At 73.2% G+C, this 25,305-nt stretch carries 15 protein-coding genes; 10 read left to right on the plus strand and 5 right to left on the minus strand.

Annotation, left to right across the window (positions count from 1 at the left end):
• Positions 1-82 precede the first annotated feature (82 nt).
• The gene (locus ACZ3IG_RS12035) at positions 83-754 is read right to left on the minus strand and encodes a TetR/AcrR family transcriptional regulator (RefSeq protein ID WP_467431255.1); all 672 of its coding nucleotides are present in this window, start codon (positions 752-754) and stop codon (positions 83-85) included.
• A 180-nt stretch (positions 755-934) separates the two neighbouring features.
• The gene (locus ACZ3IG_RS12040) at positions 935-1,159 is read right to left on the minus strand and encodes a hypothetical protein (RefSeq protein ID WP_467431256.1); all 225 of its coding nucleotides are present in this window, start codon (positions 1,157-1,159) and stop codon (positions 935-937) included.
• A 224-nt stretch (positions 1,160-1,383) separates the two neighbouring features.
• Here ACZ3IG_RS12040 and ACZ3IG_RS12045 point away from each other — a divergent pair, with 224 nt between their 5' ends.
• From ACZ3IG_RS12045 to moeZ, 7 genes are all read left to right on the plus strand, one after another.
• On the plus strand, positions 1,384-2,406 hold the full coding sequence (locus ACZ3IG_RS12045; protein WP_467431257.1) for an alpha/beta fold hydrolase: 1,023 nt from the start codon (positions 1,384-1,386) through the stop codon (positions 2,404-2,406).
• Between the two features lie 8 nt (positions 2,407-2,414).
• A complete protein-coding gene (locus tag ACZ3IG_RS12050; RefSeq protein WP_467431259.1) occupies positions 2,415-4,136 on the plus strand; it encodes a DUF3152 domain-containing protein in 1,722 nt (573 codons plus the stop codon).
• Between the two features lie 208 nt (positions 4,137-4,344).
• Positions 4,345-6,075: a DUF3492 domain-containing protein gene (locus ACZ3IG_RS12055; protein WP_467431260.1), complete on the plus strand. Its 1,731-nt coding sequence runs from the start codon at positions 4,345-4,347 to the stop codon at positions 6,073-6,075.
• Positions 6,072-7,304: a hypothetical protein gene (locus ACZ3IG_RS12060; RefSeq protein ID WP_467431261.1), complete on the plus strand. Its 1,233-nt coding sequence runs from the start codon at positions 6,072-6,074 to the stop codon at positions 7,302-7,304. Before ACZ3IG_RS12055 ends, ACZ3IG_RS12060 begins: the two co-directional genes overlap by 4 nt.
• A gap of 376 nt (positions 7,305-7,680) precedes the next feature.
• Complete coding sequence (locus ACZ3IG_RS12065) at positions 7,681-8,748, plus strand: NAD-dependent epimerase/dehydratase family protein (protein ID WP_467431262.1); 1,068 nt, start codon at positions 7,681-7,683, stop codon at positions 8,746-8,748.
• Positions 8,736-9,491, plus strand: coding sequence for a spherulation-specific family 4 protein (locus ACZ3IG_RS12070; RefSeq protein WP_467431263.1), 756 nt, complete (start codon positions 8,736-8,738; stop codon positions 9,489-9,491). The genes ACZ3IG_RS12065 and ACZ3IG_RS12070 overlap by 13 nt, the downstream gene beginning before the upstream one ends.
• Before the next feature lie 63 nt (positions 9,492-9,554).
• Entirely contained in the window at positions 9,555-10,733 is a 1,179-nt protein-coding gene (gene moeZ / locus ACZ3IG_RS12075; protein WP_467431264.1) for an adenylyltransferase/sulfurtransferase MoeZ, read from the plus strand.
• 137 nt (positions 10,734-10,870) lie between these two features.
• Here moeZ and ACZ3IG_RS12080 read toward each other — a convergent pair whose 3' ends face one another.
• The 3 genes from ACZ3IG_RS12080 to ACZ3IG_RS12090 form a co-directional block, all read right to left on the minus strand.
• The gene (locus ACZ3IG_RS12080) at positions 10,871-12,418 is read right to left on the minus strand and encodes an alpha/beta hydrolase (RefSeq protein WP_467431265.1); all 1,548 of its coding nucleotides are present in this window, start codon (positions 12,416-12,418) and stop codon (positions 10,871-10,873) included.
• A 159-nt stretch (positions 12,419-12,577) separates the two neighbouring features.
• On the minus strand, positions 12,578-14,128 hold the full coding sequence (locus ACZ3IG_RS12085; RefSeq protein WP_467431267.1) for an alpha/beta hydrolase: 1,551 nt from the start codon (positions 14,126-14,128) through the stop codon (positions 12,578-12,580).
• A 289-nt stretch (positions 14,129-14,417) separates the two neighbouring features.
• Complete coding sequence (locus ACZ3IG_RS12090; protein ID WP_467431268.1) at positions 14,418-17,174, minus strand: lysylphosphatidylglycerol synthase transmembrane domain-containing protein; 2,757 nt, start codon at positions 17,172-17,174, stop codon at positions 14,418-14,420.
• 198 nt (positions 17,175-17,372) lie between these two features.
• Between ACZ3IG_RS12090 and ACZ3IG_RS12095 the strand changes: the two genes are divergently transcribed.
• The 3 genes from ACZ3IG_RS12095 (at position 17,373) to ACZ3IG_RS12105 (ending at position 25,301) form a co-directional block, all read left to right on the plus strand.
• Positions 17,373-17,759: an MGMT family protein gene (locus tag ACZ3IG_RS12095; protein WP_215172696.1), complete on the plus strand. Its 387-nt coding sequence runs from the start codon at positions 17,373-17,375 to the stop codon at positions 17,757-17,759.
• Between the two features lie 266 nt (positions 17,760-18,025).
• Positions 18,026-21,655 (plus strand): ATP-dependent helicase, encoded by a 3,630-nt coding sequence (locus ACZ3IG_RS12100; protein WP_467431269.1) that lies wholly within the window; start codon positions 18,026-18,028, stop codon positions 21,653-21,655.
• Positions 21,656-21,746: 91 nt separating this feature from the next.
• Positions 21,747-25,301 carry a UvrD-helicase domain-containing protein gene (locus tag ACZ3IG_RS12105; RefSeq protein WP_467431270.1) on the plus strand — a complete coding sequence of 1,185 codons (3,555 nt, stop codon included), beginning with the start codon at positions 21,747-21,749 and terminating at the stop codon, positions 25,299-25,301.
• The last annotated feature ends 4 nt before the right edge of the window (positions 25,302-25,305 follow it).

Below are 25,305 nucleotides of genomic sequence, written 5' to 3' on the forward strand. Positions count from 1 at the left end.
CCACAGCCGCTCGCCACAGCCGCTCGCCACAGCCGGTCGCCACAGCCTGTCGTCACAGCCGAGTGCCGCAGTGCCGTCCGCCTCAGTGCTGTTCGCCGCCGTGCTGTTCGCTGCCGTGCTGTTCGCTGCCGTGCAGCGGGAAGCCGGCGATGCCCCGCCAGGCCAGCGAGGCGAGCAGCTGCACCGCCTGGTCGCGCGGCACGCTGCGGTCGCTGTGCAGCCAGGAGCGGGCCACGACCTGGGCGAGGCCGCCCAGGCCGGAGGCGAGCAGCATCGACTCCGCGCGCGAGAGCCCGGTGTCCTCGGCGATCACGTCGCAGATCGCCTCGGCGCACTCGTTGGTGACCTTGTCGACGCGCTCGCGCACGGCCGGCTCGTTGGTCAGGTCCGACTCGAAGACCAGCCGGAACGCGCCGCCGTCGTCCTCGACGTACGCGAAGTAGGCGTCCATGGTCGCCCGGACGCGCTGCTTGTTGTCGTGGGTCGACGCGAGGGCGTTGCGGACGGACTGGATCAGGGACTCGCAGTGCTGGTCCAGCAGGGCAAGGTAGAGGTCCAGCTTGCCCGGGAAGTGCTGGTAGAGCACCGGCTTGCTGACGCCGGCCCGCTCGGCGATGTCGTCCATCGCGGCAGCGTGGTAGCCCTGAGCCACGAACACTTCCTGCGCGGCGCCCAGCAGCTGGTTCCGTCGGGCGCGACGCGGCAGGCGCGTGCCCCGCGGGCGTGCCGCCTCTGTCTGCTCGATGGCTGTCACGCCGCCTCCCAAAGTCGTCCCTGTGCGGTGTGCGCCGCGCGGCCATCGTACTTTTCGGTAACCGTGCTGTGCGCGGTGCGAGCTGAGAATTTCATGGACCGGACGGTGATGAAAAGGTCACAAAATGTTTTGAACGCGTGCGGTTCGGGCAGTCTCGGTCTCCTTCCTGCTCGGCGCAGGTCACCGGTAGTCGTCCTCGTCGAGGGAGACCACGCGGGCCTGCTCCGCGAGATCCGCCTCGCTGGCGCGGTCGGGGTCCACGCCGGTCAGCGGGTCGTCCCGGACCGGGGCGATGTCCGTCTGCTGCTCGGCCGCGTCGGCGTCCGGGGCCTCGACGCCGACGTCCTGGGTGCTCTGTGCCTCGTCGTCCTCGAACGTCTCGGGGTCGCTGGGGTCGATGGCCATGCCGGCTCCCTTTCTGTGAACGTCCCCGCCGGGAGGCAGGGGGTCAGGTACGGGTGCCCTCTGTACGAGCCTAGGAGACACCCGATTCGGATGCTGTGCGATCTGGTGCCGTACGAGGGGGTGCAGGGGGAACAGGGGGGTGCGTGTGGGCCGTCGGACAGCGGCGTCTCTCTTGTGATGCCGAACACATGAACCCCCGCGTGATCGTCTCGTAACATTGGCGCATGTCTTCGACCGAGCTGCCGTCCGTGCCGCCCGCCAACGTGCTGCCGAAGGCGGCGGCCGTCAGGGTCGCGGAGGGGGAGCGGCTGAGGTCGGTGCGACTGCCGGGGATCACCCTGACGGTGCGGTTGCGACGCCCGTCCCGCCCGGGACTGCCGCCCGCCCTGTACGTCCACGGCCTCGGCGGCTCCTCCCAGAACTGGTCGGCGCTGATGCCGCTGCTGGACGACATTGTCGACAGCGAGGCGGTCGACCTGCCGGGCTTCGGCGACTCCCCGCCACCGGACGACGGCAACTACTCGATCACCGGCCACGCGCGCGCGGTGATCCGCCTCCTCGACTCCACCGGGCGCGGTCCCGCGCACCTGGTGGGCAACTCGCTCGGCGGCGCCGTCGTCACCCGCGTCGCCGCCGCCCGTCCCGACCTGGTGCGGACGCTCACCCTCGTCTCGCCCGCGCTCCCGGAGATCCGCGTCCAGCGCAGCGCCGTGCCCACGGGGCTGCTGGCGCTGCCCGGGGTCGCCTCGCTGTTCACCCGCCTGAGCCGGGACTGGACGGCCGAACAGCGGGTCCGCGGCGTCATGGCGCTGTGCTACGGAGACCCCGCGCAGGTGTCCGAGGAGGGCTTCCGGCACGCGGTGGAGGAGATGGAGCGGCGGCAGCGGCTGCCGTACTTCTGGGACGCGATGGCGCGCTCCGCACGGGGGATCGTCAACGCCTACACGGTGGGCGGCCAGCACGGACTGTGGCGCCAGGCCGAACGGGTCCTCGCGCCCACCCTGCTCATCTACGGCGGCCGGGACAAACTCGTCGGCTACCGCATGGCCCAGCGGGCGGCCCGCGCCTTCCGCGACTCGCGGCTGCTGACCCTGCCGGACGCGGGGCACGTCGCCATGATGGAGTATCCGCAGACGGTCGCCACGGCCTTCCGGGAACTCCTCGCGGACACAGCCGGGTTGGCGCCCGACGGCGACGCCCGACGCGCCGCCGCTGACCTGCACACCGACGACAACACAGGAGGCTGAGGCGCGACGTGGGACGCCACAGCCGCCGCGGACCGGCCCCCAAGGGCGACACCGCGGACGCGACCGCAGCGCGGGAACGCCGGAGCGGCCGGTCACAGGAGACGGACGGACGGCCGCGAGAGAGGAACGGACGTCCGCAGGAGAGGGGCGGTCCGGCCGTGCCGCCGGGGCAGGGGCGCCGAACGGCGCCCGAAGCCGCGCCGGACGCCGTCTACGGGACACCGGCCCGAGACGTACCGAGGCTGCCGGACGGCACCCCCGCCGACGGGGTGCGGCAGGTGCGCGGCGGGCACCCTGAGCAGCGGGAACCCGGTGGGGGGTGGGGTGCGTTCGGGGGACACGGTGGTACGCCGCCCGGCGTGACTCCCGGGCCTCCGGGGACTCCCAGGCATCCCGGGCCTCCTGGGACTCCCGGGCCTCATGGGTCTCGCGGGTCACGCGGGTCCGGGGAGGCCCTAGGGCCCGGCATCGCTCCCAGCAGCCGTGCCGGTGTCCCCCTTCCGCGGCAGCGGCAGGCACCGCAGGCACCGCAGGCACCACAGGCACCGCAAGCGTCACAGGCACCGCAAGGGCTGCAAGCGCCTCAAACGCCGCAAGGGCCATGGGAGTCGCATGGGCCACAGGCGTCGCAGAGGCCCCGGATGCCGGCGGGTGGGCCCCGGCAGGATTACCTCGACGCCTTCGACAAGGGCGAGGACGACGTCTTCGCGGCTCACGCGCCGGCGCGCACCCGTGCCGACGCGCCCGCCCCCGCCTCGTACGCCTCCGTCACCGACTGGAACGCCGAGGCCGGCCCCGTCCGCGCCGTGGACGGGGCGCGCGGCGCCGGCGGTGGCGCCGTCGGTGGCGGCGATGGTGACGGGCCGCTCGCCGATGAACCCGAGGCGGCCAAGGGCACCAAGGGGCGGGCCTTCGCGGGCATCGCCGCCGCGGCGGTCACCACCGTGCTGGCGATCGTCGTGGCCGGACAGGTCGCCGACGGGCGCGACGGCGAGAGCCCGGGGGCATCCCAGTCGGCCGCCGACCAGACGCGTGCCACCCGCGAAGCCGGCGAGGACGCGCACGGGCAGAAGGCCCGGTCGGACTCGGATTCCGGTTCCGGGACCGGGTCGGGCGCCTCGGCGCCGCTCACGTACGCGCAGCGGATGGGCAAGATCTACCCGCTCAGCCCCACGCTCAAGGGCTCCGGCGAGTTCGACGCGATCGAGGGCATCGCGAAGGCACCGGGGAAGGGGCAGAAGTACACCTACCGCGTGGACGTCGAGCAAGGGCTGGACCTCGACGGCGAACTGTTCGCGGAGGCCGTGCAGAAGACGATCAACGACGACCGGAGCTGGGCCCACAACGGCGCCCGTACGTTCGAGCGTGTCCACTCCGGCAAGGTCGACTTCGTGATCACGCTGGCCAGCCCGGGCACCACCGCCGACTGGTGCGCCAAGTCGGGTCTGGACACCACGGTCGACAACGTTTCCTGCGACTCGGCCGCCACCGAGCGCGTGATGATCAACGCCTACCGATGGGCGCGGGGCGCGGAGACGTACGGCGACGACAAGATCTACCCGTACCGGCAGATGCTGATCAATCACGAGGTCGGTCACCGTCTCGGCTACAACCACGTGACCTGCGACAAGGACGGGGACCTCGCTCCCGTCATGCAGCAGCAGACCAAGTTCCTGGAGTACAACGGGATCCGGTGCCGCCCCAACGCCTGGGCGTACCCGTCCGGCTGATCCGGCCGCCCCGTCGCATGTCGTTCGGGGCCCGTTCGAACCCTTAGCGGGGCCGAACGCGCCTCGCGCGGGAAAGTTACGCCCGTTCACCCCTTCTGGTGGCGCGATGGACAACCGTCCGTCGCGCCACCGGCTTGTCCGCATACGTTCGTCCCCGCTGTGAGCCGCTGAATCAACGGCGGCTCCCCACACGGGAGATGGAGTGGACGTGCGCATCGGACTACTGACGGAGGGCGGTTACCCGTACGTCAGCGGCGACGCCGGACTCTGGTGCGACCGGCTCGTGCGCGGGCTCGGGCGGCACGAGTTCGACGTCTACGCCCTCAGCCGTGGTGAGTACCAGGAGGACGACGGCTGGGTCCCGCTGCCGCCGCAGGTCAACCGGGTGCGTACCGCGCCGCTGTGGACGGCCGAGGACGACGGCGTGGTGTACGGGCGGCGGGCGCGCAGGCGCTTCGCCGAGCACTACGGCGAACTCGTCGCCGTCCTGTGCGCCACGCGCCCCGGGGACCCGTACGGTACGGCGGACGCCGCCCGGGCCGTCGAGGCGGACCGTTTCGCCAGCGCCCTGTACGGACTCGCCGGGCTCGCCCGTGACGAGGGCGGCCTGGTGGGCGCGCTGCGCTCGGAAGCCGCCGTACGCGCGCTGGAGCACGCCTGTCGCGCCCCCGGCGCACAGCGTCCCGCGCGCGAGGCCCGCGTCCCGGATCTCCTCACCGTCGCGGCGCACCTGGAACGCGCCCTGCGTCCCCTCTCGCTCGACTGGTACGAGGACGCCGGCCTCGGCGCGGTCGACCTGTGCCACGCGACGTCCGGCGGCGCGGCCGCCCTGCCCGGCCTCCTCGCCCGGCACTTCTCCGGCGTCCCCCTGCTGGTCACCGAGTACGGGGTGCGGCTGCGCACGCATTACCTGACCGCTCCCGACTCCTCGCCCGCGATACGCACCCTGCTCGCCGCCTTCCACGGCCGGCTCGCCGCCGAGACCTACCGCCGGGCCGCCGTCGTCACGCACGGCAACGCGCACGCCCGCCGCTGGCAGGAGCGCTGCGGAGCCGACCGCGACAAGCTGCGCACGGTTCACCCGGGTATGGACGCGGCACCCTTCGCTGAGGCCGGGGAGACGCCGGGCCGTGCCGACCCGGACACACTCGTGTGGGTCGGGCGCGTCGACCCCGTCAAGGACCTGGTGTCCCTGCTGCACGCCTTCGCCGAGGTCCGCCGGGCGCGGCCCCGGTCCCGCTTGCGGATCGTGTCCGCTCCCGGTGCGTCCGGGGTCTCCGGTTTCTCTGGGGCCTCCAGTTTCTCCGGTTTCTCCGGGGACGCGGCCTACCTCGCGCACTGCCGGGACCTGGCCGACCGGCTCTTTCCCGCCGAGACCGACGACCCGCACGTCATCGGCCGGAACCCGGTGTCCTTCGAAGAGGTCGGCGGGCCGGGCCTGCCGACCGTCGCCGACGCCTACGCCGCGGGTGCCCTGGTCGTCAGTTCCAGCGTGGTCGAGGGTCTCCCGGTCGGTCTGGTCGAGGCCATGTTCTGCGGTCGCGCGACGGTGTCCACGGAGGCCGGGGCGGTGGTCGAGGTGATCGGCGGTACCGGGCTGGTCGTGCCGCCGCGCGATCCGCAGGCGCTGGCCGGGGCGTGTGTGTCACTGCTGCGCGACCCCGAGCGCCGTGAGCGCCTGGGCGCCGCCGCGCGTGCCCGCGCACTCGAACTGTTCACCGTGGAGCAGAACATCGCGGCATTTCACGGCATTTACCTGGAGGTCCTCTCACGTACACCGCTCCGCCGGGATCTCTTCGACGGGGCCGGCACGCCCCTGCCGTTCGCCGTGCCGGCCGAGGCCCATGTCGCCGCCCCCGCCCCCGCCCCCGGCCGAGGCCGCGGTCCCGGCTGGGCGACGGACACGCCGGTCTCCGTCATCGCGGAGGGGGCCCGATGAGTCACCTCGACGACCTCACTGACGCCCACGACACCAACGAAGTCGACAGCGGCGACGGCCCGGGCGCCGCCCGCCGGATCCGGTCCGGGGCAGACCCGGTCAAGGCCCTGATGCGCCGCCACCGGGAGCTGTGCGAACGGGCCGTGGACCCCCTGGAGATCGCGGCGGGCCTGGAGGCCCACGGCGTCACCGACCGGACCGCCGCCCGATTCCGCCACCGCGACGTCTTCGCCCTCGCCGAGGAGATGTACGCCCGCGTCCCACGCGACGGGGACCGGCCCGGCAGCCTCCCGGACCCCACCGATGCCGCCAGTCCCGCCAGTTCTTCCCCCGCTCCCTGTTCCTCCGCCGCGGCGAACCCCGCAGATGCCTCCGCCTCTCGCCCCGGCATCGGCTGGTTCGCCCTCACCCTGCTCCCCGGTGCCCTGTGCGCGGCGACGGTCGCCGGTCTGCGTCTTGCCCACGGGCAGCCGCGCCTGGTCACGGCCGCCGTCGGGGCGCTCGCCGTCGCCCTGGCCGCGCGTGCGCTCCTTCGCCGGGAACGGCTGCCGGGCACCGGGAACCACCACAGCGGCGTCTGGGCGCTCTGCCTCGTCGGCTACGCCCTCCTGGGCGACGGCCTCCTCGGCGCCGCTCTCAGCGGTGGTCCCGACGGTGCGCCCACGGGCGCCACCGACGGGCCCTGGCCCGTCACGGTCGCCCCCGTGCTGGCCCTGGCCCTGGCCTGCGCGCCCGCGCTCTGGTGCACCCGCCTCTTCGCGGTCCACGCCCGTCGCCGGCTGGAGACGAGCCGCGGACTGGAGGAGTTCGCCGCCTCCGTACGGCCGTTGCTGTTCGGCGTCTGCGCGCTGTTCCTCGGCGCGCTCTCGGCCCTCCTCGCTCTCACCGGCGCGATCCTCGACCAACCCGCCGCCTACGCCCAAGGACTCACCCTGGGCGCCCTCCTGCTGCTGGCACGCCTCCTCACCGCCCACGGCTCCGCGTACGCGCCGGCGCTCGTCCTCACCGCGGCGGCGATCGCCGAGACCACCGCCCTGGCCAGCCTCTTCGCGAGCCGGCTACCCGGCTGCGGGGTCCTGGCCGTCCCCGTGGAGGAACTCGTCACCGCCTGGGGGAGCGGCAGCGTACCGACATCGGCGTGCGGTATCGCGGCCCTGGTCCTGCTGCCGCACACGGTCCGCCGACTGACGAAAGCCTCGGCCCACGCCCACCCGGAGCCCCGCCGATGAACTGTCCTTGGTACGCCGCTGGCAGCTGTAGTCGGTACGCCGCCTGTAGCTGTAGCTGTAGCCGTAGCCGCAGCCGTGGCCCGAGCGCTGACGGCGCCCCCTCAGTCGCCTCGTCCCGGCACGGCCCCGATACGTACGCCTCCGTTCCCGGCGGATCCCGCACCGCCCACGGCCCGCCGGGGCCCGCCCGTCCGGGCACCCGGCGTTCTTCGTCCCAGCCCCGCGCCGCAGCAGGGACGGCAGCGCGAGCCGTCACGCGCACCGCGGCACGGGCCGTCGCACGAGCTGTGGCGGCACACCCTCCCGGCACCACCCTCGAAGGAGAACCCGACATGACCACCTCCCGACCCGAAGCCTCGGCCCCGGGAGTCGTCCGATGAGAGTCCTGCTGATCGGAGCCAACGGCTACATCGGCCGCTTCGTCGCCGACCGCCTGCTCGCCGACCCGGCCGTCCAGCTCACCGCGCTCGGCCGCGGCGACGACGCCGACGTCCGCTTCGACCTCGCCAGCGGCAGCCCCGGCGCTCTCACCCGCTTCCTCGACGCCGTGCACCCCGGCGTCGTCGTCAACTGCGCCGGCGCCACCCGCGGCGGGGCCCGCGAACTCACCCGGCACAACACCGTCGCCGTCGCCACCGTCTGCGAGGCCCTGCGCCGCAGCGGGTGCGGCGCCCGCCTGGTGCAGATCGGATGCAGCGCGGAGTACGGCCCCAGCCAGCCCGGGTCCTCCACGGCCGAGGACGCCGTCCCCCGGCCCGGCGGCCCCTACGGCGTCAGCAAACTCGCCGCCACCGAACTGGTCCTCGGCTCCGGCCTGGACGCCGTGGTGCTCCGGGTCTTCTCCCCGGCCGGGCCCGGCACCCCCGCGGGCTCCCCGCTGGGCCGCCTCGCCGAGGCCATGCGCCGCGCCATGCAGTCCGGAGACGGAGAACTGCGCCTCGGCGGCCTCGGCGCCCAGCGCGACTTCGTAGACGTCCGCGACGTCGCCCGTGCCGTACACGCCGCCTCCCTCTCCGCCGCGCAAGGCGTCATCAACATCGGCTCCGGCCGCGCCGTCCGACTACGGGACGCCGCCACCACCCTCGCCCGCGTGGCCGGCTACGGCGGCGCCCTGCACGAACTCGACGGCCCGCCCGGCGCCCTGCGCCCGGTCATCGGCCACCCCAGGGGCGAGGCCGCCGTCCACCGCGCCGAGGCGCTCGGCCACCGCGCCGAGTCGACGGGTCACCACCGTGCCGACGCCATGGCCCACCGTGTGGACGGCCTCGGCCCCCGCGGCGACGCCGACCACCCGGCCCCCGTCGCCTACCCGTACCCGGACGGCTGCGGCAGCTGGCAGCAGGCCGACGTGCGCACCGCCCGCGACCGGCTCGGCTGGCGGCCCCGTATCAACCTCGAGGAGTCTCTCGCCGATATCTGGATGGAGGCCGCGTGCCGTATCTGACCAGCACCAGAACGGGCACGGCGAGCACCGACGTCCGTACCGGCCTCGGCGCCCCCGGACTGGCCCATCCCCTCGTCGCCCCCGCCGAGTGGGCGGAACTCACCCGACCGGGCACACCCCTGCACTGGGCCGTCCTCGACGTCGCTGACGGCCCGGGCACCGCCCCCGACCCGCACTGCCTGGAGGCGGTCGGCCGGCTGCACAACGCGGGCCACCGCGTGCTCGGCCGGCTCGACACCGCGCACGGCGCCCGCCCCCTCGGCGAACTGGTCGCGGACGCCCACCGGTATGCCGACTGGTACCGGACCGACGGCTTCCTCCTGGACCACTGCCCCGGCGAACGGCACGCGCTCCCCGCCGTCCGCCGCACGGTCACCACCCTGCGGACGGTCCGTGACGACGCCCACGTCGTCCTCGGCCACGACACCCACCCGTATCCCGGCTACGCCGAGAACGCCGACCAACTGGTCACCTTCCGCGGCTCCTGGAGCGACTACCGCTGGTCCCAGGTGGCCGAGTGGACCGCCGAGCACCCGCCCGAGCGCTTCTGCCACCTCGTCCACGGAGTGCCCCGCCCGCACCTCGACGAAGCCCTGCGCATCGCCCGCTGGCAGGGCGCCGCGACGGTCTGGTTCACCGACCGCACCGACCACCGTGGCCGCGTCGCCCCGAGCCCCTGGGAGACAATGCCCGGCTACTGGGACGACATCGTCTCGCGCCTCGGGACGGGTGTCTCGGAATGAAAAAGGCCGTGGCAGTGTTACTGGGAGAACAACCGTAATGATTGACCGACCAACGGAGTCCCCGTGTCGCTGCCACCCCTGGTCGAGCCGGCTTCCGAGCTCACCGTAGACGAGGTCCGCAGGTACTCCCGCCACCTGATCATCCCCGACGTCGGGATGGACGGGCAGAAGCGGCTGAAGAACGCCAAGGTGCTGGCCGTGGGCGCCGGTGGCCTGGGCTCGCCGGCGTTGATGTACCTCGCCGCCGCGGGCGTCGGCACCCTCGGCATCGTGGAGTTCGACGAGGTCGACGAGTCGAACCTGCAGCGCCAGATCATCCACAGCCAGGCCGACATCGGCCGCTCCAAGGCCGAGTCCGCGCGTGACACCGTCAAGGGCATCAACCCGTACACCAACGTGGTCCTTCACGAGGAGCGGCTCGAAGCCGACAACGTGATGGACATCTTCAGCCAGTACGACCTGATCGTCGACGGCACGGACAACTTCGCCACCCGCTACCTGGTCAACGACGCCTGTGTGCTGCTGAACAAGCCGTACATCTGGGGTTCGATCTACCGCTTCGACGGTCAGGCCTCCGTCTTCTGGTCCGAGCACGGGCCCTGCTACCGCTGCCTCTACCCGGAGCCCCCGCCCCCCGGCATGGTCCCCTCCTGCGCCGAGGGCGGCGTGCTCGGCGTGCTGTGCGCGTCCATCGGCTCCATCCAGGTCAACGAGGCCATCAAGCTCCTCGCGGGCATCGGCGAGCCGCTGGTCGGCCGCCTGATGATCTACGACGCCCTGGAGATGCAGTACCGCCAGGTCAAGGTCCGCAAGGACCCCGACTGCGCGGTCTGCGGTGAGAACCCCACTGTCACCGAGCTCATCGACTACGAGGCCTTCTGCGGCGTCGTCTCCGAGGAGGCCCAGGCGGCGGCCGCCGGCTCCACGATCACTCCCAAGCAGCTCAAGGAGTGGATCGACGACGGCGAGAACATCGAGATCATCGACGTCCGCGAGCAGAACGAGTACGAGATCGTCTCGATCCCCGGCGCGCGCCTGATCCCGAAGAACGAGTTCCTCATGGGCACCGCCCTCGAGAGCCTCCCGCAGGACAAGAAGATCGTCTTGCACTGCAAGACGGGTGTCCGCAGTGCGGAAGTTCTCGCGGTCCTGAAGTCCGCGGGCTTCTCGGACGCGGTGCACGTCGGCGGCGGCGTGATCGGCTGGGTCAACCAGATCGAGCCGGAGAAGCCGGTCTACTGAGCCGAGGCCGCAGTCGAGGCAGGCCAGGTCTCCCGAGCGGCGGGGGTCTCGCGCATCACGGGTGCCCGGGGCCCCCGCCGCCGTCATGAGCGGAGCCGGGGCGGGGACCGCGGCCGCCGTCGCGGGTGGGGTCGCCGTTACGAGCAGACCTTGCCGTCCTTTGGCACCGTTCCGTCCAGGAGATAGGCGTTCACCGTGGAGTCGACGCAGTCGCTCCCGCTGCCGTACGCTCCATGCCCCTCGCCCTTCCAGGTGAGCATCACACCGACGTCCTCGCCCAGCTCGTCCGCCATCTTGCGGGCCCCCTCGTAGGGCGTCGCCGGGTCGCCGGTGTTGCCGACCACCAGCACCGGTGCCGCTCCGTCCGCGCTGACCTCGGGCGTCTCGTACTGCCCGGCCACCGGCCACTCGTGGCACCATCCCGCGGTGTCCCAGCCCAGGAAGGCGCCGAACACGGGGGAGATCGCCTCGAACTCGGGCAGCAGCTCCTTCGTCTCCTCCAGGCTCGGCCGCTGCTTGTCGTCCAAGCACGATATGACCCGTTGGGAGTGGGTGCTCGTGCCGTAGTGCCCCGCCGGGTCACGTTCGTTGTAGCCGTCGGCGAGCGCCAGCAGCTCCGAGCCGTCGCCCGCCTCGGCCGCCGACAGCGCGCTGGTCAGCGCCGGCCAGCTGTCCTGGCTGTACAGCGGCAGCACGATCCCCGTGAGGGCCAGGGTCTGGGTCAGCTTCCTGCCGGACGACGACGTCGGCAGCGGTTCGGCGTCGATCCGCTCCAGCAGGTCGGCGATCTCCCGGGAGCCTTGTTCGGGGCCCTGCCCGGTGGACCGGAGATAGTCCTCCAGAGCGCGCTGGAAACCCCGGGTCTGGTGCTCGGCGTGGCCGATGGTGTCGGCAGTCGGATCGACGACCGCGTCCAGGACCACGCGGCCCACCTTCTCCGGGAACAGGTGGGCGTAGACGCCGCCGAGTTCGGTGCCGTAGGAGATGCCGAAGTAGTGCAGCTTGTCGTCGCCGAGGACCTGGCGCATCAGGTCCATGTCGCGGGCGGTGTCCGTGGTCGAGACGTGGGCCAGCAGTTTCCCGGCGGTCCGCTCGCAGCCTTCGGCGAAGTCCGCGGCGTCCTTCAGGTACGCCTGTTCCTCGGCCGCGGTGTCGGGAGTGGAGTCCACGGTCGACTCGGCCGCCTGGATCTCCTTGTCGTCGCGGCAGCGGATGCCCTCGCTGGCGGCCACTCCGCGCGGGTCCCAGCTGACGAGGTCGTACCGCTCGTGCAGGGAGGACGCGAGGGAGGCGTACGACGGCATCGTGGAGACACCCGAGCCGCCGGGGCCGCCGAAGTTGAACAGCAGGGAGCCGGCCCGCCGGTCCCCGGTGGCCTCGGCGCGGATCAGCGCCAGCTCCATCCGCTCCCCGTCGGGCTTCGCCCAGTCCACCGGCACCTGGAGCGTGGCGCACCGCCAGTCGCCGCCCGGCGCCGGGGCGTCGTCGGTGGCCTTGCAGCGGCCCCAGTCCAGCCGCTGGGACGTCAGCGACTTCCCCGCGGTCGCGCCGCCCCCGCTGTCCGTGCCGTCCTTCCCGTCCGTGCCGTCCTCGGACGGACTGCCACTGCATCCCGACAGCAGCAGTCCGGTGGCAGCCAGTGCAGCCAGCCACTGTACGTTCCTCGACCGTGCGTACCGCCCCATGCGCGCTCCCCCCTGACAGGCCGTCCGCACCGTGCGGCGGATGGCTGTCATGCCATGGTAGGGCGGGCCCACGATGGCCGCTGCGGCCTGTGGATAACGCTTTGACCTGCTGAATCACTCGATTTCGGGCTGGCGCGGAGAGGTGGCGGGGTGGCGGGGTCAGGAGCAGACCGTCCCGTCCTTCGGCGTCCGTCCGTCGAGCAGATATCCGTCGACCGCCTGGCGCACGCAGGTGTTCTTGCTGTCGTAGGCGCCGTGGCCCTGGCCCTTGTAGGTCAGCTCGACGCCGACGTCCGAGCCCAGGGCGTCCACCATTTTGCCCGCGCCCTCGTACGGCGTGGCCGGGTCACCGGTGTTGCCGACGACCAGGATCGTCGGGGCGCCGGGGGCGCTGACGTCGGGGTGGTCGGCGGCGCCGGCCACCGCCCAGTCGGTACAGCTGACCATGGACCAGGCGAGATAGTCGCCGAACAGGGGCGAGGCGGCGCGGAACTCCGGGAGCCTCTTCCGCACGTACGCGGCGTCGTAGCGCGGCTTGTCGTCGGCGCAGTTGATGGCGACGTTGGCCGCGGTGATGTTGCTGTACTCGCCGTTCTCGCCGCGTCCGTTCAGCGCGTCCGCGAGCGCCATCAGGATCCTGCCGTCACCGTCGTACGCCTGCTCCAGGCCCTCGGTGAGGTACTCCCAGAGATCCTCCGAGTACAGGGACTGCGCGATGCCGCTGGTCGCGGCGGTCTGGGTGAGTTCGCGGGGGGAGATGCCGGGGATCGGCTCGCGGTCGAGCTTTTTCAGCAGTGCGGCGATGCGGTTCTTGACGTCCTGGGCGGTGACGCCGACGGGGCAGTCCTCGGTCTGGGAGACACAGTTCTCGGCGTAGTTGTCCAGGGCTCGCTGGAAGCCCTTGGCCTGGCCCAGCGAGCCCTGTTCCGAGTCCTGCGTCGGGTCGACGACGGCGTCGAAGACGGCGCGGCCCACCTTCTTCGGGAACAGGTGGGCGTAGACGCCGCCGAGTTCGGTGCCGTAGGAGATGCCGAAGTAGTGCAGTTCGTCGTCGCCCAGGACCTGGCGCATCAGGTCGATGTCGCGGGCGGCGTCGGTGGTGGCGACGTGCGGCAGCATCTTCTTGGAGTTCTTCTCGCAGGCCGCGTTGAACTTCTCGGTGTTGTCGACCAGTGCGGTGCGCTCGGCGGCGTCGTCGGGGGTGGCGTCCTGCTGGAAGTAGGCGTCGAGCCGCTGGTCGTCCAGGCACTCCACGGGGGCGCTGCGGCCGACGCCGCGCGGGTCGAAACTGACCAGGTCGTAGCGGGTGCGCAGCTTGGCGTAGTCGTCACCGAAGGCAGGCAGCGTGGTGACGCCCGATCCGCCCGGGCCGCCGAAGTTGAAGATCAGCGACCCGATCCGCCGGTCGGCGGCGCCGCTGGTCCTGGCCCGGATCAACGCGATGCCGATGGTGTCGCCGTCGGGGTCGTCCCAGTCGAGCGGGGCCCGCATGGTGGCGCACTGCCACGTCCCGCCGTTCGGCAGCGGAGAGGGCGCGGCGCCGCCGCCCTGCGCCTGGGAGGGTGCCGGGCAGTCCCGCCAGGAGAGCTTCTGCCGTGTCACGTCCCCGTTCCCGTCCGCCGCGCTGTCGCCGCAGCCGGCCAGCAGGGAGGACAGCAGGACGACGGTGGCGGCGGGGGCGGCGGCGCGCAGCCGGGCGGGATTCGGCATGTCCCCATCGTGCGGTCACGCCGGACGGGACGCTCGGGGCGCGGGCCGTACGAGGGACGGGGGCGCATAGTGACGGGGGCTCGGGAGCCCGGGTTCCGTGGAAGCCCGGGCTCTGCCGAGTACTGGGTTCTGCGGAGTACTGAGTGCTGCGGAGCCCGGGTGCTGCGAAGCCCGGGTGCTGCGGAGTACTCGCTACCGCGGGCGTGCGGAGTCCGGGTACCGCGCAGTACCCGCCACCGCGGTCCTGCGGAGTCCGAGTGCCGAGCAGTACCCGCCACCGCGCGGCACGCTACAGCGCCTGTTTCCTGGTCAGGTGGTTGAAGGCCAGCCAGCCCGGCAGCACCGGCAGCCACAAGGTCAGCAGGCGGTAGAGGAGCACCGCCGGTGCGGCGACCTCCTTGGGCAGGCCCACGGCGATCAGGCCGAGGGTCAGGGTCGCCTCCACCGCGCCCACCCCGCCGGGGGTCGGCGCCGCGGAGCCGAGCGCGTTGCCCGCGAGGAAGACGACGGCGACGCTGGCCAGGCTGATCGACGCCGTCTCGTCGCCGAACGCGCGGATCGAGGCGTCCAGGCACATCACGAAGCAGGCGGTGAGCAGCAGCATGCCGCCGATACCGGTGATCAGCTTCTGCGGGCGCTGCAGCACGTCGAGCATGCGCGGCACGACACCGGCGAAGAGCGAACGCACGCGCGTGACGACGAATTTCCGCAGGAACGGTACGGAGGTGACCACCAGCACCAGGACCGCCACCGTCAGCAGACCCGCGATGACCGTCCGGGACGGCGACAGGGAGGGCGTCTTCTCGGTGCCGGTCAGATAGCCGAAGGACAGCAGCATCAAGATGTGACAGCCGAGCCCGAACAACTGCGACGCGCCGACGCTCGCCACCGCGAGCCCGGGGCGCACACCGGCGCGCTGGAGGAAGCGGGTGTTCAGGGCGACGCCACCGACCGCCGCGGGCGCGATGATCTTCACGAAGGATCCGGCGACCTGTGCGGCCACGGTCCGCAGGAACGGCACGCGCTCGGGCACGAACCCCAGGAGGGACATCGCCGCCGCGACATAGCTCGCCGCCGAGAACAGCACGGCCGCGATGACCCAGCCCCACTCGGCGTTGCTGATCAGCGGTCCGAACTCGATGTGGGTGAGCTGCGTCAGCAGGAAGTAAGCGCCGATCGCGCCGGCGATGAAACTGATCAGCGTGCGCGGCCTGACCCGTTCCAGGCGGGCCGGCTCGACCGGGGCCTGCGGCCTGATCCGCAGCACCTGGTGCCGGATCTGGGTGAGCAGATCCTCCTCGCGCGCCTCGTCCATGGCCTCGTCGAGGGCCCGTTTCTCGGCCCGCTGCTCCGCCCGCTCACTCTTCTTGTCCGGTTTGCCGGTCTTGCCGGTCTCGTCGATCTGGACGGCCGTGGCGCCGGAGCCGTCGCCGGCCGCGGCCTCCACCCGGGCCTGCTTGGCCTGCCGGGACGCCTCCAGGACGGCCTCGCGCTCGCGCTGGGACCGTTCCCGGGCGAGTCTGCGCAGTGTCGCGCGCGTGGAGCGGCTCAGCGCGATCGGCTGGAGCATGGGCAGACAGTCCGCCACCGTGTCCGGGCCGAGTACATCCACCGCAGAGGCCACCGCACGCTCGGCCCCCACCCGCAGGCCGAGCGTCACCAGCAGCTGGGAGATGTCCATGCGCAGCAGCAGGTCGCCCGCGGCGATCTCGCCGGTGCGCAGGTCCGTGACGCTCACCGTGCCGGAACGATCCACCAGGATCGAGTCACCCACCAGCCTGCGGTGCGCGATCCGCCGGGACTGCAGCGCCCGTACCTGCTCCCAGGTGTCGCGCAGCAGGTCGTCGGTGATCTCCTCGTCCGGCAGCGAGTCGAGGGAGCGGCCGCCGGTGTGCTCGTAGACCAGCATCACCGCGTCGGGGCCCAGTTCCGAGGTGGCGATCAGCTTGGGCGCGTTGGCGCCGGCCGCGATCGCCGCGTAGGCCAACAGTGCCTCCTGCTCCAGCGCCTGGCGCAGCGACTGGAGGCTGCTGCGGGTGGCGAAGCCGCGCAGCGTCAGGTTGCGCCACGCGCGGTAGAAGAACCCCTGTGCCTGCTGTTCGCGGTCGACCACGGTGACGTCCAGCGGGGGGCCGTCCTCCAGGGTGACGAAGTAGCGCCGGCCGCGGTCGCCGGTCTCCAGGGTGTCCGCCGGCACCTCCTCGCGCGAGGCGGTCACGGGGCGGAAACCGACCGTCATCAGTCCCGCCATGAGCGTCCGCCCGGTGGGCCGGACGTTGGGCGAGCCGACCGCGTACAGCGTCCCGTAGGCCACCGTCCAGCCGATCAGCACGGTCAGGATGATCGAGAACGGCGTTGTGTAGCCGGTGACGAGCATGGAGAACGCGTCCAGCAGCAGCACGATCCACAGCACCGCGCGCCACCGCGGTCTGCGGGACATGCCGACAGCCGTCATGTACGCGATGACCGGCGCCAGATAGCCGTGCACCGGGTCGGTGAGGGCGTGGATGTCCCCCGGTGAGGGCTGGGTGAGCGCTTCCTGGATCGAGTCGGGGGCGGCCTTGGCGACCCACAGGTCGGTGGCGAGTGTCACGCCGTGGGCGAGTACGGCGGCCAGTACGCCGTCGGCGATCCGCAGCCCGTCGCGTTTGATCAGCCGCTCGATCGCGAAGGCGACCGGGACCAGCAGGATCGCGATGCTGGAGGCCAGACCGGCGATCTTGATCAGCAGATCGGGCGCTTGCCCGGTGCCCTTGTTGATGTCCTGTTCGAGGCCCGAGGTGGTGCCGTGGGCGAACGCGGCGACGGCGAGCAGTACGCCGACCGCGAGCACGCCCACCAGGAGCCGCATCAGGTCGGACGGACGGTGCACGCGCGCGGGGAGGAGCGGTTCGTCGCCCTCCACCTCGTCGATGTGCGCCGTGTCCGCCGGGCCGGTGTCCGGTGCGGTGCTCCCGGTGTCACCCTTGCCGTCGGCGGCACCGGGGCGCGACGAAGCGTCGGAGGAGCCCCGCGTGCCGCCGGGCCGCACACCCTGTTGCTTCATCGTCTCTTCTTGCTCTCGTATCACTGGTCACCGCCCGCACGATGGTGGCATGCCACACCGACACATGGGGGCATCAGGGTGGATCAGGGCGCACGCGCGGGCCGCACAGTCTGCCGCAAGCGCCGTCCCCGGGCGAGGGGCGCGGACCGGCCGCGCGAGCGCGTCGCGGTGTCGGTGGGGTGCGGCAGTATGGGGCGGATGAGCGAGGAAAGTCTTCCGGACGGAGTCCGTCCAGAGCCCGCGGACGCGCTGCCGGAGTACGCCGAGCGGGTCCTTGAGGTCACCGAGCTGATCCCGCCGGGACGCGTCATGACCTACGGGGACGTCGCCGAATGGCTGGAGGAGGGCGGTCCCCGGCAGGTCGGCCGGGTGATGTCCCTCTATGGGGTGGGAGTTCCGTGGTGGCGCGTGGTGCGCGCCGACGGAGTACTGCTGGCGGGGCATGAACTGGAGGCGCTCTCCCGGTACCGGGAGGAGGGCACGCCGCTGAAGGAGGCGGGCCGGGCCGCGGAGGACCATCTGCCGCGCGTCGACATGCGGCGAGCGCGGTGGGACGGCGGCGAGCACGCGCAGGGTCACACCTGAAAGCTTCCGCCATCCCACGTCCCTGGGGGTGACCGGTGATCCGTATGAGGGAATCGGGGCAGAACGGGCACGTCTGTGGAATGACGTACGTTCGAGGGGCGCGGGACTCCTGCGTCCCGGGTGAAGGGAGGGAAGGAACGGAAGCCCTGCTTCCCGCCCGGGCGTCGGCGTAGCGTCGGCTGCGCGTATCCCGTTCACCCCGCGTCCACCGCCCGTCCCCCGGGGCGGTCGTCCCACCAGCACACCCACCAGGACCGGCGAACCACGTGAGCTCCTCTTCCTCCACCAGACACCCGTCGCACCCCGCGGGGCGACAGGGGGTCCGTGGCGCTTACCGACTGGTTCGTACCCCGCCGCCGCGCGTGGACCCCCCTCTCCTGGACGCCGCCCAACGCGCCGTGGTTGACCACCGCACCGGTCCGCTGCTCGTGCTCGCCGGCCCGGGCACCGGCAAGACGACCACGCTCGTGGAGTCCGTCGCGGCCCGCGTCGCCCGCGGTGCCGACCCCGAGCGGATCCTCGTGCTGACCTTCAGCCGGAAGGCCGCCGTCGAACTGCGCGACCGCATGGCCCGGCGCACCGGCGCGGCGCGCGCCCCGCGCGCGACCACGTTCCACTCGTTCAGCTACGCCCTCGTCCGGGCCCATCAGGACAGCGACCTGTTCGCCGAGCCCCTGCGGCTGCTGTCCGGCCCGGAGCAGGACGTGACCGTTCGTGAGCTGCTCGCCGGCCAGGCCGACCTCGAACGGCGCGGACTGGCCCATGTGCGCTGGCCCGACGAACTGCGCGCCTGCCTGACCACCCGGGGCTTCGCCGACGAGGTCCGCGCGGTGCTCGCCCGCAGCCGCGAGCTGGGCCTCGCCCCGGACGCCCTGGCGGACTTCGCCCGGCGCATCGGCCGCCCCGACTGGCGGGCCGCCGCCGTCTTCCTCGCCGAGTACCTCGACGTGCTCGACCTCCAGGGCGTCCTCGACTACGCGGAACTCGTCCACCGCGCGGTGCTCCTCGCCCACCGCCGCGAGGTCGCCGAGTGGCTCGCCGGGCAGTACGACGCCGTCTACGTCGACGAGTACCAGGACACCGATCCGGCCCAGATACGGCTGCTGCACGCCCTGGCGGGCGGCGGGCGCACCCTGGTGGCGTTCGGTGACCCCGACCAGTCGATCTACGCGTTCCGCGGCGCGGACGTGGGCGGCATCCTCGACTTCCCGCACGCCTTCCCGCGCGCGGACGGCCGCCCGGCGCCCGTACGGGTGCTGCGCGCCTCCCGCCGCTCCGGAGCCGCCCTGCTGGCCGCGACCCGGCTGCTGACCCGCCGCATGCCGCTGACCCGCCTCTCCGCCGACCAGGTACGAGCCCACCGCGAACTCACGCCGGTACGGGACGGCGGCCGGGTCGAGGTGTACACGTACCCGACCGCCGGTACGGAGCTGGACAACGTCGCGGACATCCTGCGCCGCGCCCATCTGGAGGACGGCGTCCCCTGGAGCGAGATGGCCGTCTTGGTGCGCGCTGGCTCCCGCACCCTCCCGGCCGTCCGCCGCGCCCTCACCTCGGCCGGCGTCCCGGTCGACGTGGACGGCGACGACCTGCCCCTGCGCCACGAGCCGGCGGTGGCGCCACTGCTGACGGCACTGCGGGCGGTGGCTATGGCTGAGGCGGGGGTGGCTTCTGGGACGGTTGAGGCTGTGGCTTCCCGACGGGCGGGGGAGGGGGCGGCTGGGGCCGTGGCTTCGGGTGCGGCGCAGGGGGCCGCTGAGGCCGTGGCTTCAGGCGCGGCGCAGGGGGCCGCTGAGGCCGTGGCTTCAGGCGCGGCGCAGGGGGCGGCTGAGACCGAGGCTTCAGGTGCGGCGGAGGGGGCCGCTGCGGCCGAGGTGGCTTCGCGGGCGGCGGAGGCTCCAGGGACAGCCGAGGCCGGCGTGGCTTTCCGGGCGTCGGAGGCGTCGGAGGCGCCGGAGACCGCCGAAGCAGAAGTGCCGGCGACGGACGCCCCCGTCGATGCCCTCGAAGAGAGCTGGCTGGACACCGAGACCGCTCTCACGCTGCTCACCTCCCCCCTCGCCGGCATGGACGCCGCCGATCTGCGCCGCCTCGGCCGGGCCCTGCGCGAGGAGGAGCGGGCCGCGGGCAACGCGCTGCCGCCCCCCTCGGACCACCTGCTCGCCCGGGCCCTGGCCGAGCCGGAGCGCCTGGCCGTGCACGATCCGGCGTACGCGCGGGGCGCGCAACGCCTGGGCGCGCTGCTCCGCACGGCCCGGGAACGCCTGGCAGGCGGCGGTACGGCCGAGGAGGCGCTGTGGGAGCTGTGGGCGGGCACCCCGTGGCCCGGGCGCCTGGAACGGGCCGCCCGGCGCGGCGGCGCCGCCGGCCGCAACGCCGACCGCGACCTGGACGCCGTATGCGCCCTGTTCGCGACCGCCGCGCGCGCCGAGGAGCGCACCGGCGGCCGGGGCGCCCTGAACTTCCTGGAGGAGGTCGAGGCCGAGGACATCGCCGCCGACACCCTCGCGCGGCGTGCCGTACGTCCCGACGCCGTGCGTCTGATGACCGCGCACCGCGCCAAGGGCCTCCAGTGGCGGCTGGTCGTCGTCGCCGGGGTCCAGGAGGGGCTGTGGCCCGACCTGCGCCGCCGAGGCTCCCTGCTGGAGGCCGACCGGATCGGCCGCGACGGCCTCGCCGAGCCCCTCAGCCCCGGGGCCCTGCTCGCCGAGGAACGCCGCCTGTTCTACGTGGCCGCCACGCGCGCGCGTGACCGCCTCGTCGTCACGGCCGTCAAGGCACCGGCGGACGACGGGGACCAGCCCTCCCGGTTCCTGACCGAACTGGGTGTCGAACCCAAGGACGTCACGGGCCGCCCGCGGCGCCCCCTGTCCGTCGCCGCCCTGGTCGCCGAGTTGCGTGCCACGACCGTGGACCCGCGCGTCTCCGACGCCCTGCGCGAGGCCGCAGCCCGCCGGCTGGCCCGCCTCGCCGCCCTCAGCGACGACGAGGGCCGCCCCCTGGTGCCCTCCGCGCACCCCTACCGCTGGTGGGGCATGTTCGAGCCGACCGAGTCCAAGGTGCCGCTGCGCGACCGCGACCAGCCCGTGGTGCTCTCCGGCAGCGCGCTCGACCAGCTCGCGAACACCTGTGCCCTGCAGTGGTTCCTCGGCCGTGAGGTGAAGGCCGACGCCCCCGCGACCGCCGCCCAGGGCTTCGGCAACGTGGTGCACGTCCTCGCCGACGAGGTCGCCTCCGGGCACACCCCCGCCGACCTCGACGTCCTCATGGCACGCCTGGACTCGGTGTGGAACGCGCTCGCCTTCGACGCGCCGTGGAAGTCCGAGCAGGAGAAGGCGCACGCGCGCGTGGCGCTCGAACGCTTCCTCGAATGGCACGTCATGGACCGCACCGGGCGCAGGCCCGTCGCCAGCGAGCACGACTTCGACGTCACGCTCGCCGCGGGCGACTACGAGGTGCGCATCCGCGGCCAGATGGACCGCGTCGAGGCCGACGGCGACGGCCGCGCCTACGTCGTCGACTTCAAGACCGGCAAGCAGACGCCCAGCTCCGCCGAGGTGGCCCGCCACCCCCAGCTCGCCGTCTACCAGCTCGCCGTCCGCGAGGGCGCCGTCGACGAGGCGTTCGACGGCGTACGCCCCGAACCGGGCGGCGCCGAACTGGTCCAGCTCCGCCAGGGCGCCGCCAAGCGGGACGGCGGCGAGACACTGCCCAAGGTGCAGGCCCAGGAGCCGCTCGACGGACCGGACGGCGAGTGGGTCGGCGACCTGCTGGCCACGGCCGCGGGCAAGGTCCTCGACGAACGGTTCACGCCGGCCTCGGGCCAGCACTGCGCGCACTGTGCCTTCCGGGCCTCGTGCAGCGCCCGCCCCGAGGGCCGGCACGTGGTCGAGTGACCCATCGCACCACAGTCGCTGACCTGCGCTTCTTCCGTCGCGGGCGGGCGATCAGGCCCTGGCTGTCAGTGGCCGCCGCTAGCCTTTCGACATGCCCGCCCGTATCACCGATCCCGAGCAGCTCAAGGAGCTCCTCGGCATCCCCTTCACCCCGGAGCAGACGGCCTGCATCACCGCGCCGCCCGCCCCGCAGGTGATCGTGGCCGGAGCCGGCTCCGGCAAGACGACGGTGATGGCGGCGCGCGTGGTGTGGCTGGTCGGCACCGGCCAGGTCGCCCCGGAACAGGTACTCGGTCTCACCTTCACCAACAAAGCCGCCGGTGAACTGGCCGAACGCGTCCGCAAGGCGCTGATCAAGGCCGGCGTCACCGACCCCGACGTGATCGACCCGGACAATCCGCCGGGCGAGCCGGTGATCTCCACGTACCACGCCTTCGCCGGCCGCCTGCTGGCCGACCACGGCCTGCGCATCGGCCTGGAACCGTCCTCCCGGCTGCTCGCCGACGCCACCCGCTACCAGCTCGCCGCGCGGGTGCTGCGCGAGGCCCCCGGCTCCTACCCGGCGCTGACCCGCTCCTTCCCCGACCTGGTCGGCGACCTCCTCACCCTCGACTCCGAGCTCTCCGAACACCTTGTACGCCCCGAGCGGCTGCGCGCCTGGGACGCGGACCTCCTGGAGAGCCTCCAAGGCGCCAAGCTGACCAACGCCGACCTGCGCAAGGCCCCCGAGGCCGCCGCCGCCCGGCGCGAACTCGCCGAGCTGGTGATCCGCTACCGGTCCGCCAAACGCGACCGCGACCTCCTCGACTTCGGCGACCAGATCGCCCTGTCCGCCCAGCTCGCCCAGCTCCCCGAGGTGGGCCGGCTGCTGCGCGAGGAGTTCCGGGTCGTGCTGCTCGACGAGTACCAGGACACCTCGGTGGCCCAGCGCGTCCTCCTGGCGGGCCTCTTCGGTGACGGCACCGGCCACCCCGTCACCGCCGTCGGCGACCCCTGCCAGGCCATCTACGGCTGGCGCGGCGCCTCCGTCGCCAACCTCGACGACTTCCCGGAGCACTTCGCCCGCGCCGACGGCCGCCCCGCCCTGCGCCAGTCGCTCAGCGAGAACCGCCGCAGCGGCGGCCGGCTCCTCGACCTCGCCAACGGCCTCGCCACCCCGCTGCGCGCCATGCACGCGGGCGTGGAGGCCCTCCGCCCGGCCCCCGGCGCCGAACGTGACGGCACCGTCCGCTGCGCCCTGCTGCCCACCCACGCCGAGGAGATCGACTGGATCGCCGACTCCATCGCCCACCTGGTGCGCACCGGTACGGCGCCCGGCGAGATCGCCGTCCTGTGCCGCACGGCGACCGACTTCGCCGAGATCCAGGGCGCCCTGGTGGCCCGCGACATCCCCGTCGAGGTCGTCGGCCTCTCCGGCCTGCTGCACCTGCCCGAGGTCGCCGACCTGGTCGCCGTCTGCGAGGTCCTCCAGGACCCCGGAGCCAACGCCTCGCTGGTGCGGCTGCTCACCGGCCCGCGCTGGCGCATCGGCCCGCGCGACCTCGCCCTGCTGGGGCGCCGCGCCCGCCGTCTCGTCGCCCACGCGCGCGTGGCGGGCGACGACGATCCCGACCGGCGGCTCGCGGAGGCCGTCGAGGGCGTCGACCCGTCCGAGGTGATATCGCTCGCGGACGCGCTGGACACGTTCCTGGAGACGCCGATGGACGGCGGCGGGGACGACGACGGGCTGCCGTTCTCCCCGGACGCGCGCGTACGGTTCGCCCGCCTCGCCACTGAACTGCGCGACCTGCGCCGCTCCCTCGCCGACCCGCTGATGGACGTACTGCACCGGGTCCTGGCCATCACCGGCCTGGAGGTCGAACTGTCGGCGTCCCCGAACGCGCTGGCCGCCCGCCGCCGAGAGACCCTCTCCAACTTCCTGGACGTCGCCGCCTCCTTCGCCGCCGGGGACAACGAGGCGTCCCTGCTCGCCTTCCTCGGCTTCCTGCGCACCGCCGCCCAGTACGAGAAGGGACTCGACAACGCCCTCCCCGGCGGCGAGAACACCGTCAAGGTGCTCACCGCGCACAAGTCCAAGGGCCTGGAGTGGGACGTCGTCGCCGTCCCCGGACTGGTCACCGGCACCTTCCCCAGCACCCAGGGCCGCGAGAAGTGGACGGCCCAGGGCAAGGTCCTCCCGCACCGCCTGCGCGGCGACGCCGACACCCTCCCCGACGTCGGCTCTTGGGACTCGCGCGGGCTGAAGGACTTCCACGAGGCCATGAAGGAGCACCAGCACACCGAGGAGCTCCGCCTCGGCTACGTCACCTTCACCCGCCCCCGCTCCCTGCTGCTGGGCTCCGGCCACTGGTGGGGCCCCACCCAGAAGAAGCCCCGCGGGCCGTCCGACTTCCTCCAGGCCCTCTACGATCACTGCGCGGCCGGACACGGCGAGATCGAGGCATGGGCGGACGAACCCGCCGAGGACGAGGAGAATCCCGCCCTGCGCCGGGCGGCCGACGCCGACCAGGTGTGGCCGCTGCCCTTGGACGAGACGGCCCTGGCCCGCCGCCGGAAGGCCGCCGAGACGGTCCTGGCCCACCTGGAGCAGCTCGCCTCCGCCGAGGGCCCCGACCACGCCCGCCCCGCCGCCGTCCACGACCCGGACGCCTACGACGACCCCGACTGGCCGCCGCCACCGGAGGACGACGCGCCTCCTTACGACGCGCCTCCTTACGACGAGGTCCGCTACGACGAGCACCCCTACGACGACGACCCTTTCCTGGAGGGACAGCCGCCGCAGGCGCAGCCCCGGACGCCCGACGCACCCACCGTCCCCCACCAGGCCGCACCCCGGGAACCGCACGGGCTGTCCACCGGCCCCGACACCCCCCGCCCCCACCCCCGGGACGGCGCCCCGCGCGGAGAGACGTTCCTCACGCCGGAGGAGGCCCGCACCGTAGCCTCCTGGGACCGTGATCTCGACGCCCTCGCGGGCGAGCTGCTGCGCGCCCGGGAAGCCGTCACCGAAGTGCCGCTGCCCGCCTCCCTCACCGCCACCCAGCTGCTGCGCCTGGCCGCCGACCCCGACGGCCTCGCCCAGGAGCTGGCCCGGCCCATGCCCCAGCCGCCCCGCCCCGCCGCCCGCCGCGGCACCCGCTTCCACGCCTGGGTCGAGTCCCGCTTCGAAGAGCTGACCCTCCCCCTGCTGGAGCCCGACGACCTGCCCGGAGGCGACGCCGAGATCACCGGCGAACAGGACCTGGACGCCCTCAAGGAAGCCTTCGAACGCACCGAGTACGCGCACCGCACCCCGTACCGCGTCGAGGCACCCTTCCAGTTCGCGATCGCCGGTCGCGTCGTACGGGGCCGTATCGACGCCGTCTACAAGCAGGGCGACGGCGACGGAACCACGTACGAGATCGTCGACTGGAAGACCTCCCGCACCCACTCCGCGGACCCGCTCCAGCTCGCCGTGTACCGCCTGGCCTGGGCCGAACAGCAGGGCGTACCGCTCACCTCGGTGACGGCCGCGTTCCTGTACGTGCGCACCGGCGAGGTGGTGCGCCCGGACGGCCTCCCGGACCGCGCCGCGCTGGAGCGGCTGCTGCTCGACGGAGCGTACGGTGACGAACCGCACGACCAGGGTGTCGGTGCGGGCCAGTAGGCTC

It is taken from the genome of Streptomyces sp. NPDC016677, assembly GCF_055562815.1.